At 62.0% G+C, this 18,188-nt stretch carries 15 protein-coding genes and 1 tRNA gene; 3 read left to right on the top strand and 13 right to left on the bottom strand.

The window, feature by feature from the left end; genetic code table 11:
- Position 1: 1 nt before the first annotated feature.
- Genes D9V32_RS02985 through D9V32_RS02960 form a run of 6 tightly spaced genes read right to left on the bottom strand, consistent with a single transcriptional unit; the run spans position 2 to position 6,188 of the window.
- Positions 2-1,300 carry an MFS transporter gene (locus D9V32_RS02985; RefSeq protein ID WP_121647411.1) on the bottom strand — a complete coding sequence of 433 codons (1,299 nt, stop codon included), beginning with the start codon at positions 1,298-1,300 and terminating at the stop codon, positions 2-4.
- Complete coding sequence (locus D9V32_RS02980) at positions 1,297-1,968, bottom strand: ThuA domain-containing protein (protein WP_121647410.1); 672 nt, start codon at positions 1,966-1,968, stop codon at positions 1,297-1,299. The genes D9V32_RS02985 and D9V32_RS02980 overlap by 4 nt, the downstream gene beginning before the upstream one ends.
- 24 nt (positions 1,969-1,992) lie before the next feature.
- Complete coding sequence (locus D9V32_RS02975; RefSeq protein WP_121647409.1) at positions 1,993-2,961, bottom strand: aldo/keto reductase; 969 nt, start codon at positions 2,959-2,961, stop codon at positions 1,993-1,995.
- A 2-nt stretch (positions 2,962-2,963) separates the two neighbouring features.
- Complete coding sequence (locus tag D9V32_RS02970; protein ID WP_121647408.1) at positions 2,964-3,899, bottom strand: carbohydrate ABC transporter permease; 936 nt, start codon at positions 3,897-3,899, stop codon at positions 2,964-2,966.
- The gene (locus D9V32_RS02965; RefSeq protein ID WP_121647407.1) at positions 3,899-4,885 is read right to left on the bottom strand and encodes a carbohydrate ABC transporter permease; all 987 of its coding nucleotides are present in this window, start codon (positions 4,883-4,885) and stop codon (positions 3,899-3,901) included. The genes D9V32_RS02970 and D9V32_RS02965 overlap by 1 nt, the downstream gene beginning before the upstream one ends.
- Positions 4,886-4,889: 4 nt before the next feature.
- The gene (locus D9V32_RS02960) at positions 4,890-6,188 is read right to left on the bottom strand and encodes an ABC transporter substrate-binding protein (protein WP_121647406.1); all 1,299 of its coding nucleotides are present in this window, start codon (positions 6,186-6,188) and stop codon (positions 4,890-4,892) included.
- A gap of 344 nt (positions 6,189-6,532) precedes the next feature.
- Here D9V32_RS02960 and D9V32_RS02955 point away from each other — a divergent pair, with 344 nt between their 5' ends.
- Complete coding sequence (locus D9V32_RS02955) at positions 6,533-6,949, top strand: hypothetical protein (RefSeq protein WP_121647405.1); 417 nt, start codon at positions 6,533-6,535, stop codon at positions 6,947-6,949.
- 286 nt (positions 6,950-7,235) lie between these two features.
- On the opposite strand, the gene D9V32_RS02945 is transcribed toward D9V32_RS02955, so the two are convergent.
- A tRNA-Thr gene (locus tag D9V32_RS02945) sits at positions 7,236-7,311 on the bottom strand.
- Positions 7,312-7,386: 75 nt separating this feature from the next.
- A complete protein-coding gene (locus D9V32_RS02940; RefSeq protein WP_121647403.1) occupies positions 7,387-8,364 on the bottom strand; it encodes a DsbA family protein in 978 nt (325 codons plus the stop codon).
- Positions 8,365-8,620: 256 nt separating this feature from the next.
- Here D9V32_RS02940 and D9V32_RS02935 point away from each other — a divergent pair, with 256 nt between their 5' ends.
- The gene (locus D9V32_RS02935) at positions 8,621-9,718 is read left to right on the top strand and encodes an ABC transporter ATP-binding protein (RefSeq protein WP_121647402.1); all 1,098 of its coding nucleotides are present in this window, start codon (positions 8,621-8,623) and stop codon (positions 9,716-9,718) included.
- A gap of 97 nt (positions 9,719-9,815) precedes the next feature.
- Entirely contained in the window at positions 9,816-11,114 is a 1,299-nt protein-coding gene (locus tag D9V32_RS02930) for a DUF4032 domain-containing protein (RefSeq protein ID WP_121647401.1), read from the top strand.
- Between the two features lie 235 nt (positions 11,115-11,349).
- Here the strand turns inward: D9V32_RS02930 and drt3b are convergent, their stop codons facing one another.
- The 5 genes from drt3b to D9V32_RS02905 all read right to left on the bottom strand — a co-directional run bounded on the left by drt3b (position 11,350) and on the right by D9V32_RS02905 (position 18,162).
- A complete protein-coding gene (gene drt3b / locus D9V32_RS02925) occupies positions 11,350-13,383 on the bottom strand; it encodes an antiviral reverse transcriptase Drt3b (RefSeq protein WP_183086152.1) in 2,034 nt (677 codons plus the stop codon).
- Positions 13,376-14,782, bottom strand: coding sequence for an antiviral reverse transcriptase Drt3a (gene drt3a, locus D9V32_RS02920; protein WP_121647399.1), 1,407 nt, complete (start codon positions 14,780-14,782; stop codon positions 13,376-13,378). The genes drt3b and drt3a overlap by 8 nt, the downstream gene beginning before the upstream one ends.
- Positions 14,783-15,003: 221 nt before the next feature.
- Positions 15,004-16,038 carry a 23S rRNA (guanosine(2251)-2'-O)-methyltransferase RlmB gene (gene rlmB / locus D9V32_RS02915; RefSeq protein WP_121647398.1) on the bottom strand — a complete coding sequence of 345 codons (1,035 nt, stop codon included), beginning with the start codon at positions 16,036-16,038 and terminating at the stop codon, positions 15,004-15,006.
- Positions 16,031-17,446, bottom strand: coding sequence for a cysteine--tRNA ligase (gene cysS / locus D9V32_RS02910; protein WP_121647397.1), 1,416 nt, complete (start codon positions 17,444-17,446; stop codon positions 16,031-16,033). The genes rlmB and cysS overlap by 8 nt, the downstream gene beginning before the upstream one ends.
- Positions 17,447-17,547: 101 nt before the next feature.
- Positions 17,548-18,162, bottom strand: a complete 615-nt coding sequence (locus tag D9V32_RS02905; RefSeq protein ID WP_121647396.1) for a TetR/AcrR family transcriptional regulator — start codon at positions 18,160-18,162, stop codon at positions 17,548-17,550.
- Positions 18,163-18,188: the final 26 nt, after the last annotated feature.

Genomic DNA, 18,188 nt, shown 5'->3' with positions numbered 1-18,188 from the left:
GCTATGCGCGCCCCGGGCCCCCGGGCTTCTTCAGGAAGAACGTCATCACGAGGGCGAGTGTTTTCACCGCGAGCCCCACGATCAGCGCAAAGCGCAGCCCGTGGCCGTCGGCAAGGAAACCGTACACCGGGGCAAACAGGCCGCCCACGGTCGCCCCCAGACCGAGCGTCAGACCGCTCGAAGTACCGATGCGGTTCGGCAGATACTTCATGCCGAGCGCCACCTGCACCGAGAACGGGATGAACGCAGCGAAACCCAGCACGCCGATCGCGATCAGCGCCACCACGGTACCCGGAGCGAGCAGCATCACGGCCAGCGCGAGCGGTCCGATCAGATAGCCGAGGCGCAGCGTACGGATGTGCCCGATCCGGTCGGCCATCCAGCCACCCGCGAGCGTTCCCGCCACTCCCATACCGGTGAACAGGGTCAGGCTACCCGCACCAAACTCGGTGCTGACGCCAAACTCGTTGATCAGGAAGAGCGCGAGGAAGGCTTGAATACCGGCAGACCCGGCCGAAGCCACGATTACCATCGCCGAGAACCCGCCAAAACCGGCCCAGTCGTCCTTCCCCACGGGCGCGGGCCGAGAGGGCACCACCGCGGGTGCTCCGGCACGGGAGCGTCTCGCCCGCTCGATGCCGCGCCAGAGCGCCACGGCGAGCGCGAGGACCACCGCGGGCAGCGCGAGCAGCGGCGTCGCGGCGAGACCCAGCGAACCGATCACGAGGGATACCGCGAGCGGTGCCAGCGCCATTCCGATGTTGCCACCCACCGAGAAGATCGCGAGCCCACTCGTGTGCGGCCCGGAGGCCGCCTTCGCCAGTCGCGTCGCCGCCGGGTGGTACGCAGCCACGCCGAGACCGGTACCGGCCACCGCGAGGCAGGTGAAGACGAGGTCCTGGGTCAGACCCGAGACCCCCACACCCACACCGGCGAGGAGGAACCCCACCACCGCGAGCCACGGCATCCGCCAGCGATCCACCAGGAGACCAAACGCCGGCTGGAGGATGCTCCCGAGGAGGTTGGCCGCGAGCATGATCGCGCTCGCGGCGGCGTAGGTGTAATTGCGCTCCATCACCATGAACGGAATCAGCGCGGGCACCGCACCCGAGTAGAAGTCGTTCACCACGTGGGTAATCGACATCAGCGCCAGCGGGCCGCGCCGTATTTCACCCGCGGCAGGCGGGGGTTTGGTGGCGGGCTCGCTGACCGGTCCGCTCATGCGCGGGGGCGCTACCATCGGCAGCGCCCCCGTGTCCGGCGATTCCAGGGAATCCACCGTGTCGTGTCGATCGGTCACCGCGCCAGCAGCCAATCCACCTCGCGGCGCAGCAGGTCGTGCCGCTCCGGGGTGTCAAACGCCTGTACGCCGTGGCCGAGGGCGTCGTAGACGGTGCGGGCACCGTCCTGCTCGGTAGTCCACACCAGTGCGTGGGTGAGGTCGGCGTAGTCGTGGGTCAGCAGCACCCGGCTGCCGGGGTAGGCCTCCAGGTAGCTGTACATCTCGTCATACGGGTGGAAGTCCGCGAAGCCCTCGGTGATGGGGTGATCGGCATCCGAAACCTGTACGTGCGAGACGCCAATCGGCGGGTGCATCGAGGTACCCCGCACCCACTCGCCGCCAATCCACTGGTGCCACTCCTCCAGGCCGTCGAGGCTGTTCGAGGCGGCGTGCAGCGCGAGGATCGGTGCCTTACGCGCGCGGTAGGCACGCAGTGCGGCGAAGGCCTCATCCCACTCCTCGCGCGGGCCATCCGATACCTCGGTGTACTCGCCGAAACCGGAGTTCACCACGAGCAGGTCGGTGTCCTCAAGCTCCTCGAGGATGCCCTGGGGCTTCAGCGCCCGCAGCACCACCTCGTGCCCGGCCTCCTGAAGCACCTGTGCCACACGGTATCCGGTGGCGGTGAAGTCGTGCCAGCGGTCCTGGTACTGACCGGAGCCGGTGAGAATTGTAATTTTTGCCATGATGGTTCCCTTTCTCGGGTGGGGTTAGGGGTGCAGCAGGGTGTTCGGAATCGGGGCGGAGACCAGGCCAGAGGCATCCAGCTCGGCCCACAGCTCGGTGGGGATCTCCCACCCGGCCCAGGAGAGGTTCTGCTCAAGCTGGCCGCGATCGGCCACACCGGTGAGGATCGTGTCGACCTCCGGGTAGCCGAGCACGTACTGAATCGCCACCGCACCGATGGGCACGCCGTATCGCTCGCTCAGCGCGTGGATCGCCGCGACCCGCTCCACGATCGCCGGCGGGGTGGGCTGGTAGTGGAAGTGACCGGAGTCCTTGCCGTCCACCAGGCCCGCGTGCAGGGTCGAGGCGATGCTCAGGGTCACGCCCTGCTCACGCACCAGCGGGATGACCTCGTCGAGCGCCTCGGAGTCAACGAGCGAGAAGCGGCCGGCGAGCAGCGCGGCATCCAGGTCGATCTCGCGCAGGAAGCGCGCCAGCATCGGGGCCTGAGTGATGCCCACGCCGATCGCACCGATCACTCCCTCGGCGCGCAGCTCCTGCAGCGCCGCATACGACTCGGTTGACGCCTGATCATAGAAGCGGTCGGGGTCGTGGATGTAGGCGATGTCGAGGCGGTCGACACCCAGACGGGCGAGCGAGGCGTCGACCGAGCGACGGATACCGTCTGCCGAGAAGTCGTAGCGCCACAGCGGGTCCTCGAACTCGAGCACGGGCTCGCCATCGCGGACCAGCCGACCCACCTTGGAAGACAGCACGTACTCCTCCCGCGGGTAGCGGGTGAGCGAGGGGCCAAACAGCTTCTCCGAAGCCCCGCCGCCGTACATGGGAGCGGTATCGAAGTAGCGGATCCCGGCATCCCAGGCGGCGTCCACGAGGTCGTCGCTGTTTGCCTGCGGGTCGGCGTGGTGGATCAGCGAGGTGGCGCCGAGAGCCAGGCCGCGAGCCTGCGGGAAGGTAACCCGCTTGGCCGGTGTGGGAGAGGTGGTTGTCATGATTAGCCTTTCAGTCCGCCGCCGAAGTTGATTCGCATGTACTTCTGCAGCCAAATAAAGATGATGATCAGCGGGATGGTGGCCACGAGCGATCCGGAGATCACCAGGGTCGGGATGATGGCCTCCTCGGTGTCGCTACCGCGCATCATGCTGTAGAGACCGAGCGAGAGGGGGTACTTGGTGTTGTCGCTCAGCATGATGAACGGCAGCAGGAAGTTATTCCAGATTCCCACGAACTGCAGCAGGAACACGGTGAGCAGGCCGGGTGCCATCAAACGCAGGCCAATCGAGGCGAAGATACGGAACTCGTTTGCACCGTCCACGCGGCCGGCGTCGAGCAGCTCACGCGGCACCGATGAGGCCGCAAACACGCGGCACAGCCACATGCCGAACGGGCTCACCATGACCGGGAAGAGAATCGCAAAGTAGGTGTTGGTCAGCTCGAGCTGCGCCATCAGCAGGTACTGCGGGATTGCCACGACCACGCCGGGAAGCAACATGCCCATCAGCACCAGGCCGAACGCCACCTGCTTGCCACGGAACTCGTACATTGCCAGGCCGTAGCCGAACGCGGCCGAAACCAGCACCGAGAGCAGCGCACCGCCGCCGGCATAGATGACCGAGTTGCCCATCCAGGTCCAGAACGCACCGTCCTGGTAGTTACCCAGCTGGGCGACGTTGCGGAAAAAACCGTCGATTCCATCGGGGATAAACGTGTTGGTGGTGAAGAGGGTTTCGCGGCCCTTGGTCGAGGCACTCACCAGCCAGAACAGCGGGATGAAGCAGTACAGCGAGCCGATGATCAGGATCGCCGAGGGGATCGCGCCGAGCGCCCTGCGCTTTGCCCGTGCACGCTCTCGCTTGATCTCCTTCGGCGGCAGCTCGCTCGCGGGCAGCGCGGCGGCGACGGGAACCGGGGTCTTATCGATCGTGGTCATCAGTCTCCCGATCCCTTCTTGCCGGCCAGTCGGAACACCAGCAGTGAGAGTCCAAAAGCGATCAGCGCGATGATGATCGCCCCGGCCGCGGCCATGTTGGTTTCGCCCTGCTCAAACGCGAGGCGCTGAATCTCCATCAGCGGCACCCAGCCGGAGGTGATGGAGGGCGACATCGTCTTCATCGTCTGCGGTTCGGCGTACACCTGCACCGCACCGATCACACCAAACAGCAGCGTGAAGATCATCGAGGGCACCACGAGCGGCAGCTTCACCTGGAGGGCGATACGCAGCTCGCTGGCACCGTCGATCCGGGCGGCCTCATAGATCTCGCGTGGGATACCGCTGAGGGCGGTGTGCAGGATGATCATGTTGAAGCCGATGCCGCCCCAGACGGCGATGTTCACGATCGAGTAGAACACGAGGGAGTCGCCGAGGAAGTCGGGGGTGGGGAACCCGAAGAAGGTGAAGATGTCACCAAACGGGCTGGTGCGCTCGTGGTACATGTAGCCCCACATGAGCGTGGCAATCACGCCGGGCACGGCATAGGGGATGAAGATGATGGTCTTCGAGACCGTGCGCAGCTTCGAGACACCCACGTCCAGCGCGAGGGCAAAGACCAGGGCGAGACCCAGGGTGATCGGGATGACCAGGAGGCCGTAGTAGCCGGCGCGGGCGAGCCCCGACCAGAATACCGAGCCCTCGAGGATCGCGGCGAAGTTGTCGAATCCAACAAAGATTGAGGTGCGCTCGGCCGCTCCGATGATGCCCGAGGACACCTTATTGGAGAAGAAGCTCAGGTAGACCGAGTAGCCGATCGGGATCAGGAGGAACAGCGTGAAGAGCGTGATTCCCGGGGCGATGAAGAAGTACGGGGCGAGGCGGTGGCGGCCCGTGCGCGGGCGGCCAGGCCCGGCCGGGGCCCGCCCGGGCGCGACTGTGCGTCGCGCCCGGACGGGGCCGGCCTGTTCGAGAACGGACTGGGCCATGGGGCTAGTCCGTCACCGTGAAGCCGGTGCGCTTCATGTCGTCCACCACGGTGGACTGAAGCTTCTTGATCGCATCATCCATCGAGAGCTCGCCGGCGATGGCCTTGGGCGCGATGTCCTTCCAGGTGCTCTGCATCAGCAGCGCGTTGGGACCCCAGTTGTCGAAGGTCTTGGCCTTCTGGCTGGCGACCATCTTCAGGTAGTCCTGGGTCGGGTCGATCGGGCTCGGACGCATCTCGAGGATCTCCTTGGACTCGTCGAGACGGTCACTGCCGGAGAGGTTGTTGCTGTACTTCCAGCGGGTGAGGATGCCCTCCTCCGAGTCGGTGAACCACTCGATGAAGGTCTCGGCGGCCTGGCGCACCTTGGTGTTCTTCACCAGGATGATCGCCGATCCACCGGATACCGCGGTCTCGGTGTCGCCCGAGTTCCACACCGGCATCGGAGCCGCACGCCACTTGCCGTCGAGGGCGGGGTTCGCGTTCATGATGGTTCCGGGGGCCCAGGCACCGGCGTTCCAGGAGAGGATGGTGCCGTCGGCGATCATGTTGTTGACGCCGGGGCCGGTCTCGGTGGAGATCAGGCCCTCCTTGATGAGCTTGGAGCGGAAGTTCGCGGCCTTGAGGGTGGCCGGGTCGTCAATGCCCACGGTCCACTTCTCGCCATCGGCCTTCCACCAGTTTGCGCCGGCCTGGGCCGACCAGCCGGCGAGGTCGTTGGAGTCGTAGTTGTAGTTGCCGAGTACCTTGTCCGGAGCGACCTCCTTGACCTTGCGGGCGAGGGCCTCATACTCGTCCCAGGTGGTCGGGACGGTGAGCCCCAGCTGGTCAAACAGGTCGGCACGGTAGAAGAACATCATCGGGGTGAAGTCCTCGGGTGCGCCATAGTCCTTGTCGCCGAAGTGCACGAGACCGCGCACGGATTCGCGGTACTTGCCCTCATCGATCTTCAGGTTTTCCAGCGGTGCCACGGCCCCCTGGGAGACCAGGTAGGGCAGCATCTGGTACTCGGCCTTGATGACGTCGGGGGCGTCTCCGGCCTGAACGGCGGCGATCAGCTTGGCCGCAATGTCCGGCTGGTTACTCGGAACGACGGTCAGCTTGACCTTGATGTTGGGGTGGGACTTCTCAAACGCCTCCACAATCTGCGGCGCGTACTGCGTGGGGTGCCAGAACTTGATGGTTACCGGCTTGTCGGCGGTGCCGAGTCCCTTGTCTTCTTCCGCCTTCGCGCCACCGGAGCATCCGGCGAGCAGGGCGACCATCGCCGCTGCGGCGATGAGGGAGAGGGAACGTTTTTTCATGGGCGTTGCTCCTTTGCAGGTCAATGACGAAACGTGATGCGGGTGCGATCATTCATCCCCGGGCACACCAATTACCGCCCTCATTGGCGGTATCACGATCGCGGTTTCCCCATCGTGAGCGTGGGTGCCCCCGGCCATCCGGAGGTATGTTCACGTCATCAACATACCCCATTTGCGGCCCGTGTCCATAGCCCCGCAAAAGTTTTTTGGAACGACAAACTCGGGGTGCCGCTTTCGCCTGCGTTGAGCCCGCTCGGTTTTCCAGAGCCGCACTCCGTGATCGCGCCTTACACAGTTGCGATCGACATGAACCAATGCTGCTCGCGCGAGGATATTGTCCCCGTATGAGTGAACTCCATCCACACACCGCGGCCCCGTTTGTCGAGCTGTGGGATGGGCTGACGCAGTGGGCTCCCAGTACGGGATTCGCCGGGGTTGCCGCCAGCGCCGCCGCGATGATCACAGTATTCATCACTCGGAAAAAGCAGCGCGAAGATATCTGGTGGCGGCGCACCGAATGGGCCCTCACCCACTATTTTGGCCGACTGAATGCGGCGGAAGGAACGGCCGCGTTGAACATGCTCATCATGCTCAGCTCATCTCCGCTGGGCGGAAAACACGGTCGAGATTTACTCAACGCCACAATGGGCTCCATTCTCCGCACGCCCGTCAATCGCGGACACGACGAGGACAAGAACATTGTGATGCCTCATCCCGTCCAGGAGCATGGAAGCAAGGAGGAAGAAACCCATGACCGCTGACCAGTTTTTCGCGATAAACCACGTACCGCCCACTCACGACGAGCGCGTCCTCATGGCCCAGATCTACGTGATTACGGGACGGGAACTCGGCTATGAGATTCCCGCATGGATCTTTGCACTTGCCCTGGAGGGCAGACCGCTCCCACCCTGGCGCTGGTATCACCGCCTACGCGCACGGCTGAGGCGCTAGCCCCAGGACGCGGCACGCAGGCCGCAGCGCACAGCGGCCCACACAAGCAAAAACCCGGCCAGGTTCGCATCTCATGCGCCCCGACCGGGCTTTTGATGGAGCCGTTTGCGAGAATCGAACTCGCGACCTTCGCATTACAAGTGCGGCGCTCTGCCAACTGAGCTAAAACGGCGGGTGCGGATCACGCACTCAACCAGTGTAGAGCACGCGATCCCGCAGCGGGAACAGCAACGCGACGTGGCGTGGGTTACTGAGCGGGGGCGTCACCGGTGGGTGCGTCACCGGCCGGGGCCTCGCCCTCGGGAGCATCGCCCGCGGGGGCGTCCGGCGAGGTCGACGGCGACGGGCTTGCGCTGGCCTTGTTCTGGGCCTCACTCGCGACCGACAGCACGAACGCGCGGAACTCCTTGGTGCTGGTGAGCTCGCCGGTGTACACCTTGTCGTTGACCAGCACGGTGGGCATGGTCACGATCTTGTCGAGCTTGGAGTTCGGCACCTTCTCGTTCATTGCACGATCGGTCACGGTGTTCACCCAGCTCTTATAGGTCTGCTTGGTGATGCACTCCTCAACCGCGGGGGCCTCGGCAACCTTGACCGACTTCGCCAGCGCGACCAGGTCGTCATCGCTGCGACCGGTGGTGCCCTCGGTGGGCTGATCCTTGTACAGTGCCTCGTTGAAGGCGAAGAAGGTGTCGGGCGAGTAGTTTGCGACACAGGCGGCGGCGTTTGCGGCCCGCACCGAGTACTGGCTACCGGCAGACTTCGCGGCGAGCGGGGCGATCGGGTGGTACTCCACGGTGATCGCGCCGTCCTTCACCAGGGTGCTCAGTAGTTCGCCGTTGGCCTTCTGGAAGGTGCCCATATCGGCACCGATGTAGTCGGCGTAGATGCGAATGTTCGGCACGGCCGGGTCGATCGCGGTGGGTACCGCCGGGTCGGAAATCGGGGTGGACTCCGAGCGCACGGCCACGAAGTCCTTGCCCACGACGATGCCGCCGCTGATCATGTTTTCCGGGGTGGTGGTGGCCGAGGGCTCGGTGGTCCGGAAGGACATCACCACGCCCACCACGATGGCGGCGACAACGATCACACCGGCACCGATGAGGAGCGCACGGCCGAGGAAGTCCTTTCGTCGCTGCGCGCTACGCAGCTCGGTGGCGCGCTCTCGCGCGGCCTGTCGGACCGATCGGTTCTGGGGTGACTGCGGGTCAGCCTCGGTTGTCATTCATCCTCGCTTCGTGCAAATACGCTTCGGGTGCCGCGGCACGCAAACCCCGAGTCTACCCAGTGGTCCTGAAAATACCCCAAACACCGCCAGTTCGAGGCACATTTTCTCTTTCTCCGTGAAAGCGTTTCGAAACGCGTCCCGGGCGTGCCATACTGGCAATCGTGACATCGTCGTCACACTCCGCAATGAAAATGGCGGAGTTCCATCACAACGGATCGTCCGGCACGTACCTGCCGGTGAAGGAGAAGAGAAAATGGCTTCGGTCACTTTTGATAACGCAACTCGTATGTACCCCGGAGGCACCCGCGCCGCCGTTGACAAGCTGAACCTCGAGGTCGCTGACGGCGAATTCCTCGTTCTGGTTGGCCCGTCCGGTTGTGGAAAGTCCACCTCCCTGCGCATGCTCGCCGGCCTCGAAGAGGTCAACGACGGCCGCATCCTCATCGGCGACCGCGATGTCACCGACATCCCGCCGAAGGACCGTGACATCGCCATGGTCTTCCAGAACTACGCGCTGTACCCGCACATGACCGTGGCCGAGAACATGGGCTTCGCCCTGAAGATCGCCGGTGTCAGCAAGGATGAGCGCGCCGCCCGCGTGCTCGAGGCCGCCAAGCTGCTCGACCTCGAGGACTACCTGACCCGCAAGCCCAAGGCCCTCTCGGGTGGTCAGCGTCAGCGTGTGGCCATGGGTCGCGCCATCGTGCGTCAGCCCCAGGTATTCCTCATGGATGAGCCGCTGTCGAACCTCGACGCCAAGCTCCGCGTCCAGACCCGTACCCAGATCGCGTCGCTGCAGCGTCGCCTGGGCGTCACCACCGTCTACGTGACCCACGACCAGACCGAGGCGCTCACCATGGGTGACCGTATCGCCGTGCTGAAGGACGGCCTGCTCCAGCAGGTCGGAACCCCGCGCGACCTGTACGAGCGTCCCGAGAACGTCTTCGTCGCCGGCTTCATCGGCTCCCCCGCCATGAACCTGCTCCAGGTCGGCCTGGCAGATGGCGGCGTGCAGTTCGGTCAGTCCATCGTTCCGGTTGAGCGCGAGACCATCGCCCAGACCTCCGCCGCTACCGCCACCATCGGTGTGCGCCCCGAGGACATCCGCGTCACCGAGGACCCCAACGCCGGCCTGGCCGTGACCGTTGACCTCGTTGAGGAGCTCGGTGCAGACGGTTACCTCTACGGTCACGCAGACATCAACGGCGTCCGCACCGACCTGGTGGCCCGCGTTGACGGCCGCATCCACCCCTACGCCGGCGAGACCGTGCGCCTGGAGGTTCTGCCGAACCACCTGCACGTCTTCGACGTCGAGTCGGGTCTGCGCCTGTCGAAGCCGGTTTCCCTGTAACCCAGGTACTCTCGGTAAAGAGTTTGTTTAGCTTCGGCCCACACCCTCGGTGTGGGCCGAAGTGTTATCCCGGGTAACCGGAAAAGAGAGGGAACGCATGAGCGGCTCGCTAAACATCACCTCGGCCACCGCGGATCCGGCACTGCTGGATCTGCCCTGGGAACTCCCCCTAGCAGACTGGCCGAGCGAGAGCATTGCCTCGCTGCCCAAGGGTATTTCGCGCCACCTGGTGCGCTTCGCCAACCTCTCCGGCTACGTGGTGGCCGTGAAGGAAACCACCGCCGAGATGGCGCGCGGCGAGTACGACATGCTGCGCACCCTGCAGCGTCTGGACATCCCCTGCGTGGATCCCCTCGCGGTGATCACCGGCCGCGGCACCGAGAGCGGCGACGAGCTGCCCTCGGTACTCGTGACCCGGCACCTGCGCTTCTCGCTGCCCTACCGCGCGCTGTTCTCGCAGCAGCTGCGCCCGGACACCGCCACGCGTCTCGTGGATGCCCTCGCGGTACTCCTGGTGCGCCTGCACATCGTCGGCTTCTTCTGGGGAGACGTCTCGCTCTCCAACACCCTGTTCCGTCGCGACGCCGGAGCCTTTGCCGCCTACCTGGTGGATGCCGAGACCGGCAAGCTCTACCCGGGCGGGCTCTCCCGCGGCCAGCGCGAAAACGACCTCGAGATCGCCCGCGTCAACATCGCCGGCGAGCTCATGGACCTCGCCGCCGGCGGCCGTGCCGATGAGGATCTCGATCCGGTGGAGCTCTCCAACGGAATCGTCGCCGCCTACCGTCAGCTCTGGACCGAGCTGACCGGCTCGGAATCGTTCTCCTCGCACGAGCGCTGGCGGATCCGCTCCCGCGTGGAGCGCCTCAACGACCTCGGCTTCGACATCGAGGAGCTCGCGATCAAAACCGCCGAGGGCGGCACGACCGTGCGCATCCAGCCCAAGGTGGTGGATGCCGGGCACCACCAGCGCCGCCTGCTGCGCCTCACCGGCCTCGACACCGGCGAGAACCAGGCCCGCCGCCTGCTCAACGACCTCGACTCCTACATCGCCGCCAATGGCAAGCAGGACATCGACGAGGAGGTCGTGGCCCACGAGTGGCTGATTCGCGTCTTCGAGCCGGTCGTGAAGGCCATCCCGCGTGAGCTCAAGGGAAAGCTCGAGCCCGCGGAGGTCTTCCACCAGCTGCTCGAGCACCGCTACCGGCTCTCCGAGGCCCGCGACGCCGACGTGCCGCTGGCCGAGGCACTCAGCTCGTACATCAACGACGTGCTGCGTCACCGCCGCGACGAGGCCACCGTCATCGCCCCGCCCACCGAGGCCCTCGACCTGCCGCTCGACGCGGTGGATGACGGTGACGAAGACACCACCACCGACTGGCGCGACCTGGTCTAGGCACGTACTGAGGTAAAAAGCAAAACACCCGCCCGGTTGCCCGGCGGGTGTTTTGTCTGCTAAGAAACTGGCTTCATCAAATAGGAGCGCATTTCTTTTGTATGAAGTTGTTGTTCACACAACAGCTCATGTGTTCGCAGCTTCGAGAGGAATTAGCGGCACTTCCTCACCACATCGACAGTAAGAATCCGCCGATTCTACGCAGGTGTGTATATTACTTCCGCATAACGTGCTATCAGTATACCTCTAGTGCTTGCTTTCGATGTAACGCCCGATCAAGGTCGAATCCGGCCCACGAAGTGAAGACTCTCTTGGGCCATTGCGCAATGGCAGTCGAGATTTGGCTTGCATTCAAGTCTTGAAATTCTTGCGCTAACCATTGTGCTCTTTGTTCTGAAGGTATGTGTCGGCAAGCGATCACATCAGCCAGGAGCATTGCACGTTCTGCGGCGCGAAGTTCCAGCTCCGCAATACGTCCAGTTACTATTTTGCAAACTTCAATTCTCAGTTCCTCAAATCGCTTTCGACGTTGCATATACGTCAACGACGCGATTATGTCGAAATAGTCTGGATCATCGCCACCGACTTCTGGATCTAACCTCAGAATCGAAGATAGCTCATCGCTCGTGAAGATATACGCCGATCCAAGTCGTGCATGAACCAAAAGCAGATACTGAGTTTCTACACTCCGTCGATGTTTTCCGACAGCGGTAGCCGCTCCAATGACTTGCCGACATACTCGATCAATATTCGCCAGGACGACATTTTGCACATCGATAGGCATTTTCTGTGCAGACTCAACTGCTCTAATCATCACTCTCGACAAACGCACTGCTGCAGAGACCGACGGGGAGCTTGCGTAGATAGCATGCGCTAGTGTGCATATGTCAGACAGTGCAGCAGCCGCCCGCTCCTGGCCTGCCCGATCTCTTAGATCAATCCGTTTTATTATAGAAGCGGATTTTCGCTCAATGATTGAAAGCGCGTATCCGGTAGTTCGAGCGGCGTCAACTCCGTAAACGCTGATGGCACGCTTGAAAGAAGTAATCGCCCGCTTGACTTTCGGTGTCGAACCGTTTCCATTCTCACCCTCGACAAAGGATCGAGCCTTCTTCAAATATTTGGTTAAATCTTTAGCAATCTGAAGTTTCGCATAGTGGATCATTGACCGTGACATTGAAACAAGATCCTGCTGCTTCGCCTTATTGAACCGCAAGTTGTACTGTCCCAGTTCAATTTCCAAAACATGCTGAATCTCATCTTGGACTTCTAAACTATGCGAGAAAATGAAGTAGTCATCAACATAGCGTGCAACCACGTAGCCTTCTGAAAACTTCAACCCTCGATTTTCAAGGTTCTTTTCTACAGTTCGGTCCACTCGTTGAAGTATCAACTCTGCAAAAACGCGACTCAGTTCCGAACCAATCAGAATTCCGTTGGTTTGACCGTTATTTGCATTCCGCAGAAGAGAATCGAAATCGTTCCCCAACGTGGCGTCACTCATGAAGTTCTTGCTTGCAGCCCGGCCTCGAAACGCCCAGTCGACTGAGTGGGTATAGATACTCTCGAAGCATCGAGTGATGTCGAGTCGTCTTTGGTGACGATATTTAGTCTCTAAGGAATGCAGGTCAGCGGATGCGAAGAATTTGTTGATATTTGAAAAGCTACTGTATCGGAAGAATGAGACAAACGAAATGTAACCTTCGTGGCTGAGTTCTATCCCATGGGTACGATCCGTTTGAGAACGAGTGAATGTCTTATCATCGACGTAGACGAACTGCGATTTAGCTACGGGCGCACGCAACGAAAACTTAGATTTCCTGGCTTGGTGAACAATTGCGTCCGAGTAATTCTCTAGAAACTCGACACTTGCTAACTGGTCTTTAGGATGTGGAATTGTTAGAGCTCGATATTGCCCGTCAGGTCGATCGACGAGAAATGTGAGTGGATGTCTCCAGCTTCCGTGAACTGTTTTGGAAGAAGAAGTGGAAGAGGAAGTGGGCAGGATTTCGAATGTCTTCCCTTCGAGCTTTATGTCGTGCTCGTGCGTTCCGACAATTATCTGAACTAGCAGGTCGTCAGCAGTACTGGGCGAATCGGACTGACGTCTTGTCCAAGAAGTGTTTTCCTTAGTGACTTTCGCTCCAGTTCGACTGATGAGCTCAAAGAAACCGCGGCTATCGATATTTGGAGCGAGCTCAAACGGCAAGAGTTCCGTCAGCAGCACTCTGTGTGCGGCTTTTGAAACTTGTATTTTCTTCTTATGCACCCTGATTCCTCCAGGCACTAGTCAACTCAGCCAACTCGCGAGTCGAGAAATGCGTGGTCAGAGAGCGTTGGTATCCGCTCTCAAATGTAAGCTTTTCGAGCCGGGTGGCAAGATCAGGGTCATTCACGGCGATTCCTCTAATTTTTTTGATCAAATGATTATCGAGCGATCGAATTTGTTTATTTGTAGTGAGAAGAGGGTTCGCAGATTTCAATCCTGAATACACGCGAGACTTCGCTCCATGTAACTTTTGATTTCGCGTGAGCAAACGAATACGACGTTCAAGTTGAATTGCACTGATCGGAATGCCAGATCGATACAGGTCAAATGACAGATCCAACCGTTTTCGAATTTTTCTGAACCTCTCAGGCGAAAGGTCTACAGAAACCCCAGGTATCACCTGCGGTTCTTTTGAACTCACGAGTTTGAACTCATATCCGAGGTAATTAAACCTAAAGCTGTTGGAATCCTTGGGTCCCTCATCGTTCTTAGTTGTGTCCGTCGTCTGAGTGAGACGGAGACTTTCAAGAGCAGACTTAAGGTAGTTCAATCGATAGTTTTCTTTGGGGCGCGAGGCAGTGCTCGTTGAATAGACCACCACAATATCGTCCACATACCGACCATAAAAGACGCAATCAGTGTCTGACGCGATCGTTTGGTCAAACGCTTTCATATAGATCTCGGATAGGGCTGCGCTCATTCCAATTCCACGAGGAAGTCCCCTGCCAGCAGCAACCCCTGGAATAGTTGAATATGAATCAAACATCTGGCGGATCCAATTGCGGGTCACCGGGGAAAGCTTGCGGTTGCCATCCAACTTAGCGAAGAGCCCTTTGTGCTCTACAGATTCGTAGAATGACTGAATGTCAGTCCGTACAATGCGCATATTCCAATTACCTCGCAATGTCTGTACGAGCGCGGATGTGATCTCGTGTCGGCTTCGAGAATAGAGCGAAAACGCCGATCTCAACTCTGCGTTCACAATGCGCGCAATAAAGACAGATAGGTCGTAAGTCTCCGCCATCAAGACGAAGGACTGCTTTGCCGTTGGGGAACCAACCATTGGGCCTTTTTCAACTCGTAGAGGGTCGATTCCTTGGTTTAGCCGAGTCTGAACAGCAACGAGGTAATGATCAATTGCTTTTGAGAGCTCCTCCTTGTTTCTTCGCTCCTGCTGCCGCAAGTGAATGTATGGCTGCTGGTTCTTTTGCAGTCGCTTAATCTCAAGTCTGAGCGAACGGCCTAGCAACTGAAGATGCTGAACTTCCGTTAACGTTTTGTCGTCAACTGATCCAAGCCGCAAGAATTTCGAAGTGAGATCAACACCAGATCGTGTTCGTTCATCCCAAATCTTTCGGAGTGAGACCAGCGCAAACGCGCCTACAGGTTTTACAGACATTTTGATCGCCTTTTGAATTTACATAACGTCTAGTTTTTTGAAATCGCTAGAAATCATCTTGGCGTATGAATGGTGAGTCGTGATGAGCCACGCATAGGCAACATACATTATCTATTTGATTCACCCGTCCATTATCAATTACGCCATTTCCACTAGGAACGCGCAAAACAAGAACCCCGCCCGGTTGCCCGAGCGGGGTTCTTGTGATTCGAGGGTGAACGTTACTTGGCGGACTTGCCCTCGGCACGCAGGCGCGAGATCTCGTACAGGGTCACCGAGGCGGCGATACCCGCGTTGAGCGACTCGGTAGCGGCCGAGATCGGGATCGAGACGATCGCGTCGCAGGCCTCGGTGACGAGGCGCGACAGGCCCTTGCCCTCGCTCCCCACCACGATCAGCAGCGGACGGTCGGCCAGTTCGAGACCCGGCAGCATGGTGTCGCCGCCACCGTCGAGACCGATCACGAAGACACCGGCGGCCTTATAGGCCTTGATGGTCTGGGTGAGGTTTGCGGCCATCGCCACGGGGGTGCGGGCCGCGGCACCGGCGGAGGTACGCCAGGCCGAGGCGGTCATGCCCACCGAGCGACGCTGCGGAACGATCACCCCGTGACCACCAAAGGCGGCGGTCGAGCGCAGGATCGCACCGAGGTTACGCGGGTCGGTGATGCCGTCGAGCGCGACGATCAGCGGCACCTGGGCGCGCGAGATGGTCTTCTGCAGCAGGTCTTCGGGGTGCTCGTAGCGGTACGGCGGCACCTTGAGCGCGAGGCCCTGGTGCACCGAGTCGAAGCTCACCATGCGGTCGAGCTCCGGACGCATGACCTCGAGGATCGGGATGCCACGGGTGGTGGCGATGGTCACGATCTCCTTGACGCGCTCGTCGTACTCGATGCGCGAGGCGATGTACAGGGTGGTCGCGGGGATCTTCGCGCGCAGCGCCTCAAGGACGGCGTTACGACCGGTGACAACCTCGGCCTCATCCGCGGTGCGCTGCTTCGGGCGACGCTGCTGCGGTGCGGAAGACGGCTGGTCTCCGCCACGCGACTGAGCCGGTCCACGGCCGCCACGGGCCGCGTCAAGGCGCTCGCGAGCGATCTTGCGCTTACCGGCGACGTGGTAGGTGCGGTCCTCGGCCTTGGGGGTCGGACCCTTGCCCTCGAGGGACTTGCGGCCGAGGCCACCGGTGCCCTTGCTCGGGCCCTTCTTGGCTTTGCGAATGGCGCCGGGGCGCCCGTTGCTGTTGTTGTTAGCCATCAATACTCCAATGTGCCCCGGTGGGGGTGTCGTCAATCGTGATACCCGCAGCCTGGAGGTCATCACGAATTTGGTCTGCGGTGGCGAAGTCCCGGCTGGCCCGGGCCTGTTCGCGATGCCCCAGCAGCCGGTCGACAAGCGGCGCGAGTGCGGACTGTGCCGCCCCGTCGCCGGCCTGCTGCCAGGTTGCCGAAAGTGGGTTGATGCCGAGGACGTTGGTCATCGCGATGACCTGTCCGAAGGCGGCGGCTGCGGCCGCAAGGTCGTCTCCGTCGATCGCGGCGTTGCCGCCACGAATCGTGTCGTGCAGGACCGCGAGGGCCTGCGGGATCGCGAGATCATCGTCCATCGCGGCGACAAACTCGGCGGGAAGCTCCTCGGCCTGGGTGCCGGCATACCGGGTGTCAGCGAGGCGACGCTCGGTGCGTTCGAGGAAGCTTTCGATCCGGTCCAGTGCGGCCTCAGCCTCGGCGAGGGCACCATCGTGGAAATCGATCGTGGAACGGTAGTGGGCCTGGCCGAGGAAGTAGCGCAGCACGAGCGGGCGCGCCTGGGCCAGGAGGTCGGCGGCAAACAGCGAGTTGCCGAGCGACTTTGACATCTTCTGGCCGCCCACGTTCACCAGGCCGTTGTGCACCCAGTAGTTCGCGAAGCCGTGACCGGCCGCGGTGGACTGCGCCACCTCGTTTTCGTGGTGCGGGAAGCGCAGGTCGAGCCCGCCGCCGTGGATGTCGAAGTTCTCGCCCAGGTAGCGGCTCGACATGGCCGAGCACTCGATGTGCCAGCCGGGGCGACCGGCACCCCAGGGGCTGTCCCACACGGCGGAGGAGGGCTCGCCCTCCTTGCGGCCCTTCCAGAGGGCGAAGTCGCGCGGATCGTTCTTACCGCGGGGGTCGGCGTCGGTGGCGTCCTCCATCGCGTCGATGCTCTGACGGGTGAGCTCGCCGTAGCGGGGCCAGCTGCGCACGTCGAAGTAGACGTCGCCCGAACCATCGGTCGCCGGGTAGGCGTGACCGCGCTCAATCAGCGTGGCGATGATCTGCTGCATCTGCTGGATGCTCGCGGTGGCGCGGGGCTCATAGGTCGGGGCCAGCACGCCGAGTGCGCGGTAACCCTCGGTGAATTCGAGCTCCATCCGGTAGGCGAGCGCCCACCAGGGCTCCTCCTCGGTGGCGTTCAGCAGCACCTTGTCATCGATGTCCGTGACGTTGCGTACGAGGGTGACGCGGTAGCCCGAGTGGTCGAGCCAGCGGCGCAGCTGATCGTAGACCAGGGCCGAGCGCAGGTGCCCGATATGCGGGGAGGACTGCACGGTGGGTCCACAAACGTAGAGTCCTACCTGGCCCGGAATAATCGGGGTAAATTCGCGCAGGTCTTGGGTTTTGGAGTCATACAGGTGCAGGGCCACGCCTCTAAGAATACTCGGGACGGGCCCTCACGGCGCGCCGCGCCCGGTGTGTGACACGAGAAATCGGCTCGTTAGCCCCTATTTTTTGCCAAAAACCGCGTTTACCGGATGTTTTCGGTCGCGCTCCCGGCATCGCGGGAGGCACGGCGCAGGAGAACGAGGAGGCGCGCAACCTGGGCCGCCGCCTGCGCGCGGGGATCCGCGGCCCCGGTGCCCACCGCGTACAGCAGGCTCGCATCGAGCATCTGCGCGATCAGCTCGGTTTCGCCGGCACCGCCGAAGCCCGAGCGATCCAGCACGGTGTCGAGGGCGGCGAGCAGGCTCGGCCGCGAGGCGGTCATGATCTCGCGCAGCTCGGGATCGGCGCCGGCCTCCAGCATCGGCTGGAGCCGGATGCGCACGAGATCCGGATCGGTGTGCGGGGCATACCAGGTTTCAAGTAGCAGGAGCGCGGTGTCCTCGGGCCCCCGATCGACGCGGGGCAGGGCCTGCGCCACGGCCGTCGCGGCCGCGGTGCGCACGCCCTCGGCGGAGGTAACCGCCGCGGCGTACAGCTCACGCCGAGTAGGGAACAGGTAGTTGGCGGACCCGGCCGGAATCCCCGCGGTCTCGGCCACCCTGCGGTGCGTGATCGCCCGCGGCCCCTCGGCGATCAGCAGCGTCGCGGCCGCTGCAATCATCTGCTCGCGACGCTCCTGCGTGGTCGGGGTTGTCATCCTCTCAGGCTACCCGCTTCGTGGGT

Source organism: Mycetocola tolaasinivorans (genome assembly GCF_003667565.1).
Classification (GTDB): Bacteria; Actinomycetota; Actinomycetes; order Actinomycetales; family Microbacteriaceae; genus Mycetocola; species Mycetocola tolaasinivorans.
Note: the sequence above shows the minus strand (reverse complement) of the source record. Positions and strands in the feature narration are given on the sequence as shown.

Excerpts from the sequence above, each read along its gene's own strand:
- D9V32_RS02980 (WP_121647410.1), bottom strand. The coding sequence starts at position 1,968 with ATGGCAAAAATTACAATTCTCACCGGCTCCGGTCAGTACCAGGACCGC.
- D9V32_RS02975 (WP_121647409.1), bottom strand. The coding sequence starts at position 2,961 with ATGACAACCACCTCTCCCACACCGGCCAAGCGGGTTACCTTCCCGCAG.
- D9V32_RS02970 (WP_121647408.1), bottom strand. The coding sequence starts at position 3,899 with ATGACCACGATCGATAAGACCCCGGTTCCCGTCGCCGCCGCGCTGCCC.
- D9V32_RS02965 (WP_121647407.1), bottom strand. The coding sequence starts at position 4,885 with ATGGCCCAGTCCGTTCTCGAACAGGCCGGCCCCGTCCGGGCGCGACGC.
- D9V32_RS02960 (WP_121647406.1), bottom strand. The coding sequence starts at position 6,188 with ATGAAAAAACGTTCCCTCTCCCTCATCGCCGCAGCGGCGATGGTCGCC.
- D9V32_RS02955 (WP_121647405.1), top strand. The coding sequence starts at position 6,533 with ATGAGTGAACTCCATCCACACACCGCGGCCCCGTTTGTCGAGCTGTGG.
- D9V32_RS02940 (WP_121647403.1), bottom strand. The coding sequence starts at position 8,364 with ATGACAACCGAGGCTGACCCGCAGTCACCCCAGAACCGATCGGTCCGA.
- D9V32_RS02935 (WP_121647402.1), top strand. The coding sequence starts at position 8,621 with ATGGCTTCGGTCACTTTTGATAACGCAACTCGTATGTACCCCGGAGGC.
- D9V32_RS02930 (WP_121647401.1), top strand. The coding sequence starts at position 9,816 with ATGAGCGGCTCGCTAAACATCACCTCGGCCACCGCGGATCCGGCACTG.
- drt3a (WP_121647399.1), bottom strand. The coding sequence starts at position 14,782 with ATGTCTGTAAAACCTGTAGGCGCGTTTGCGCTGGTCTCACTCCGAAAG.
- rlmB (WP_121647398.1), bottom strand. The coding sequence starts at position 16,038 with ATGGCTAACAACAACAGCAACGGGCGCCCCGGCGCCATTCGCAAAGCC.
- D9V32_RS02905 (WP_121647396.1), bottom strand. The coding sequence starts at position 18,162 with ATGACAACCCCGACCACGCAGGAGCGTCGCGAGCAGATGATTGCAGCG.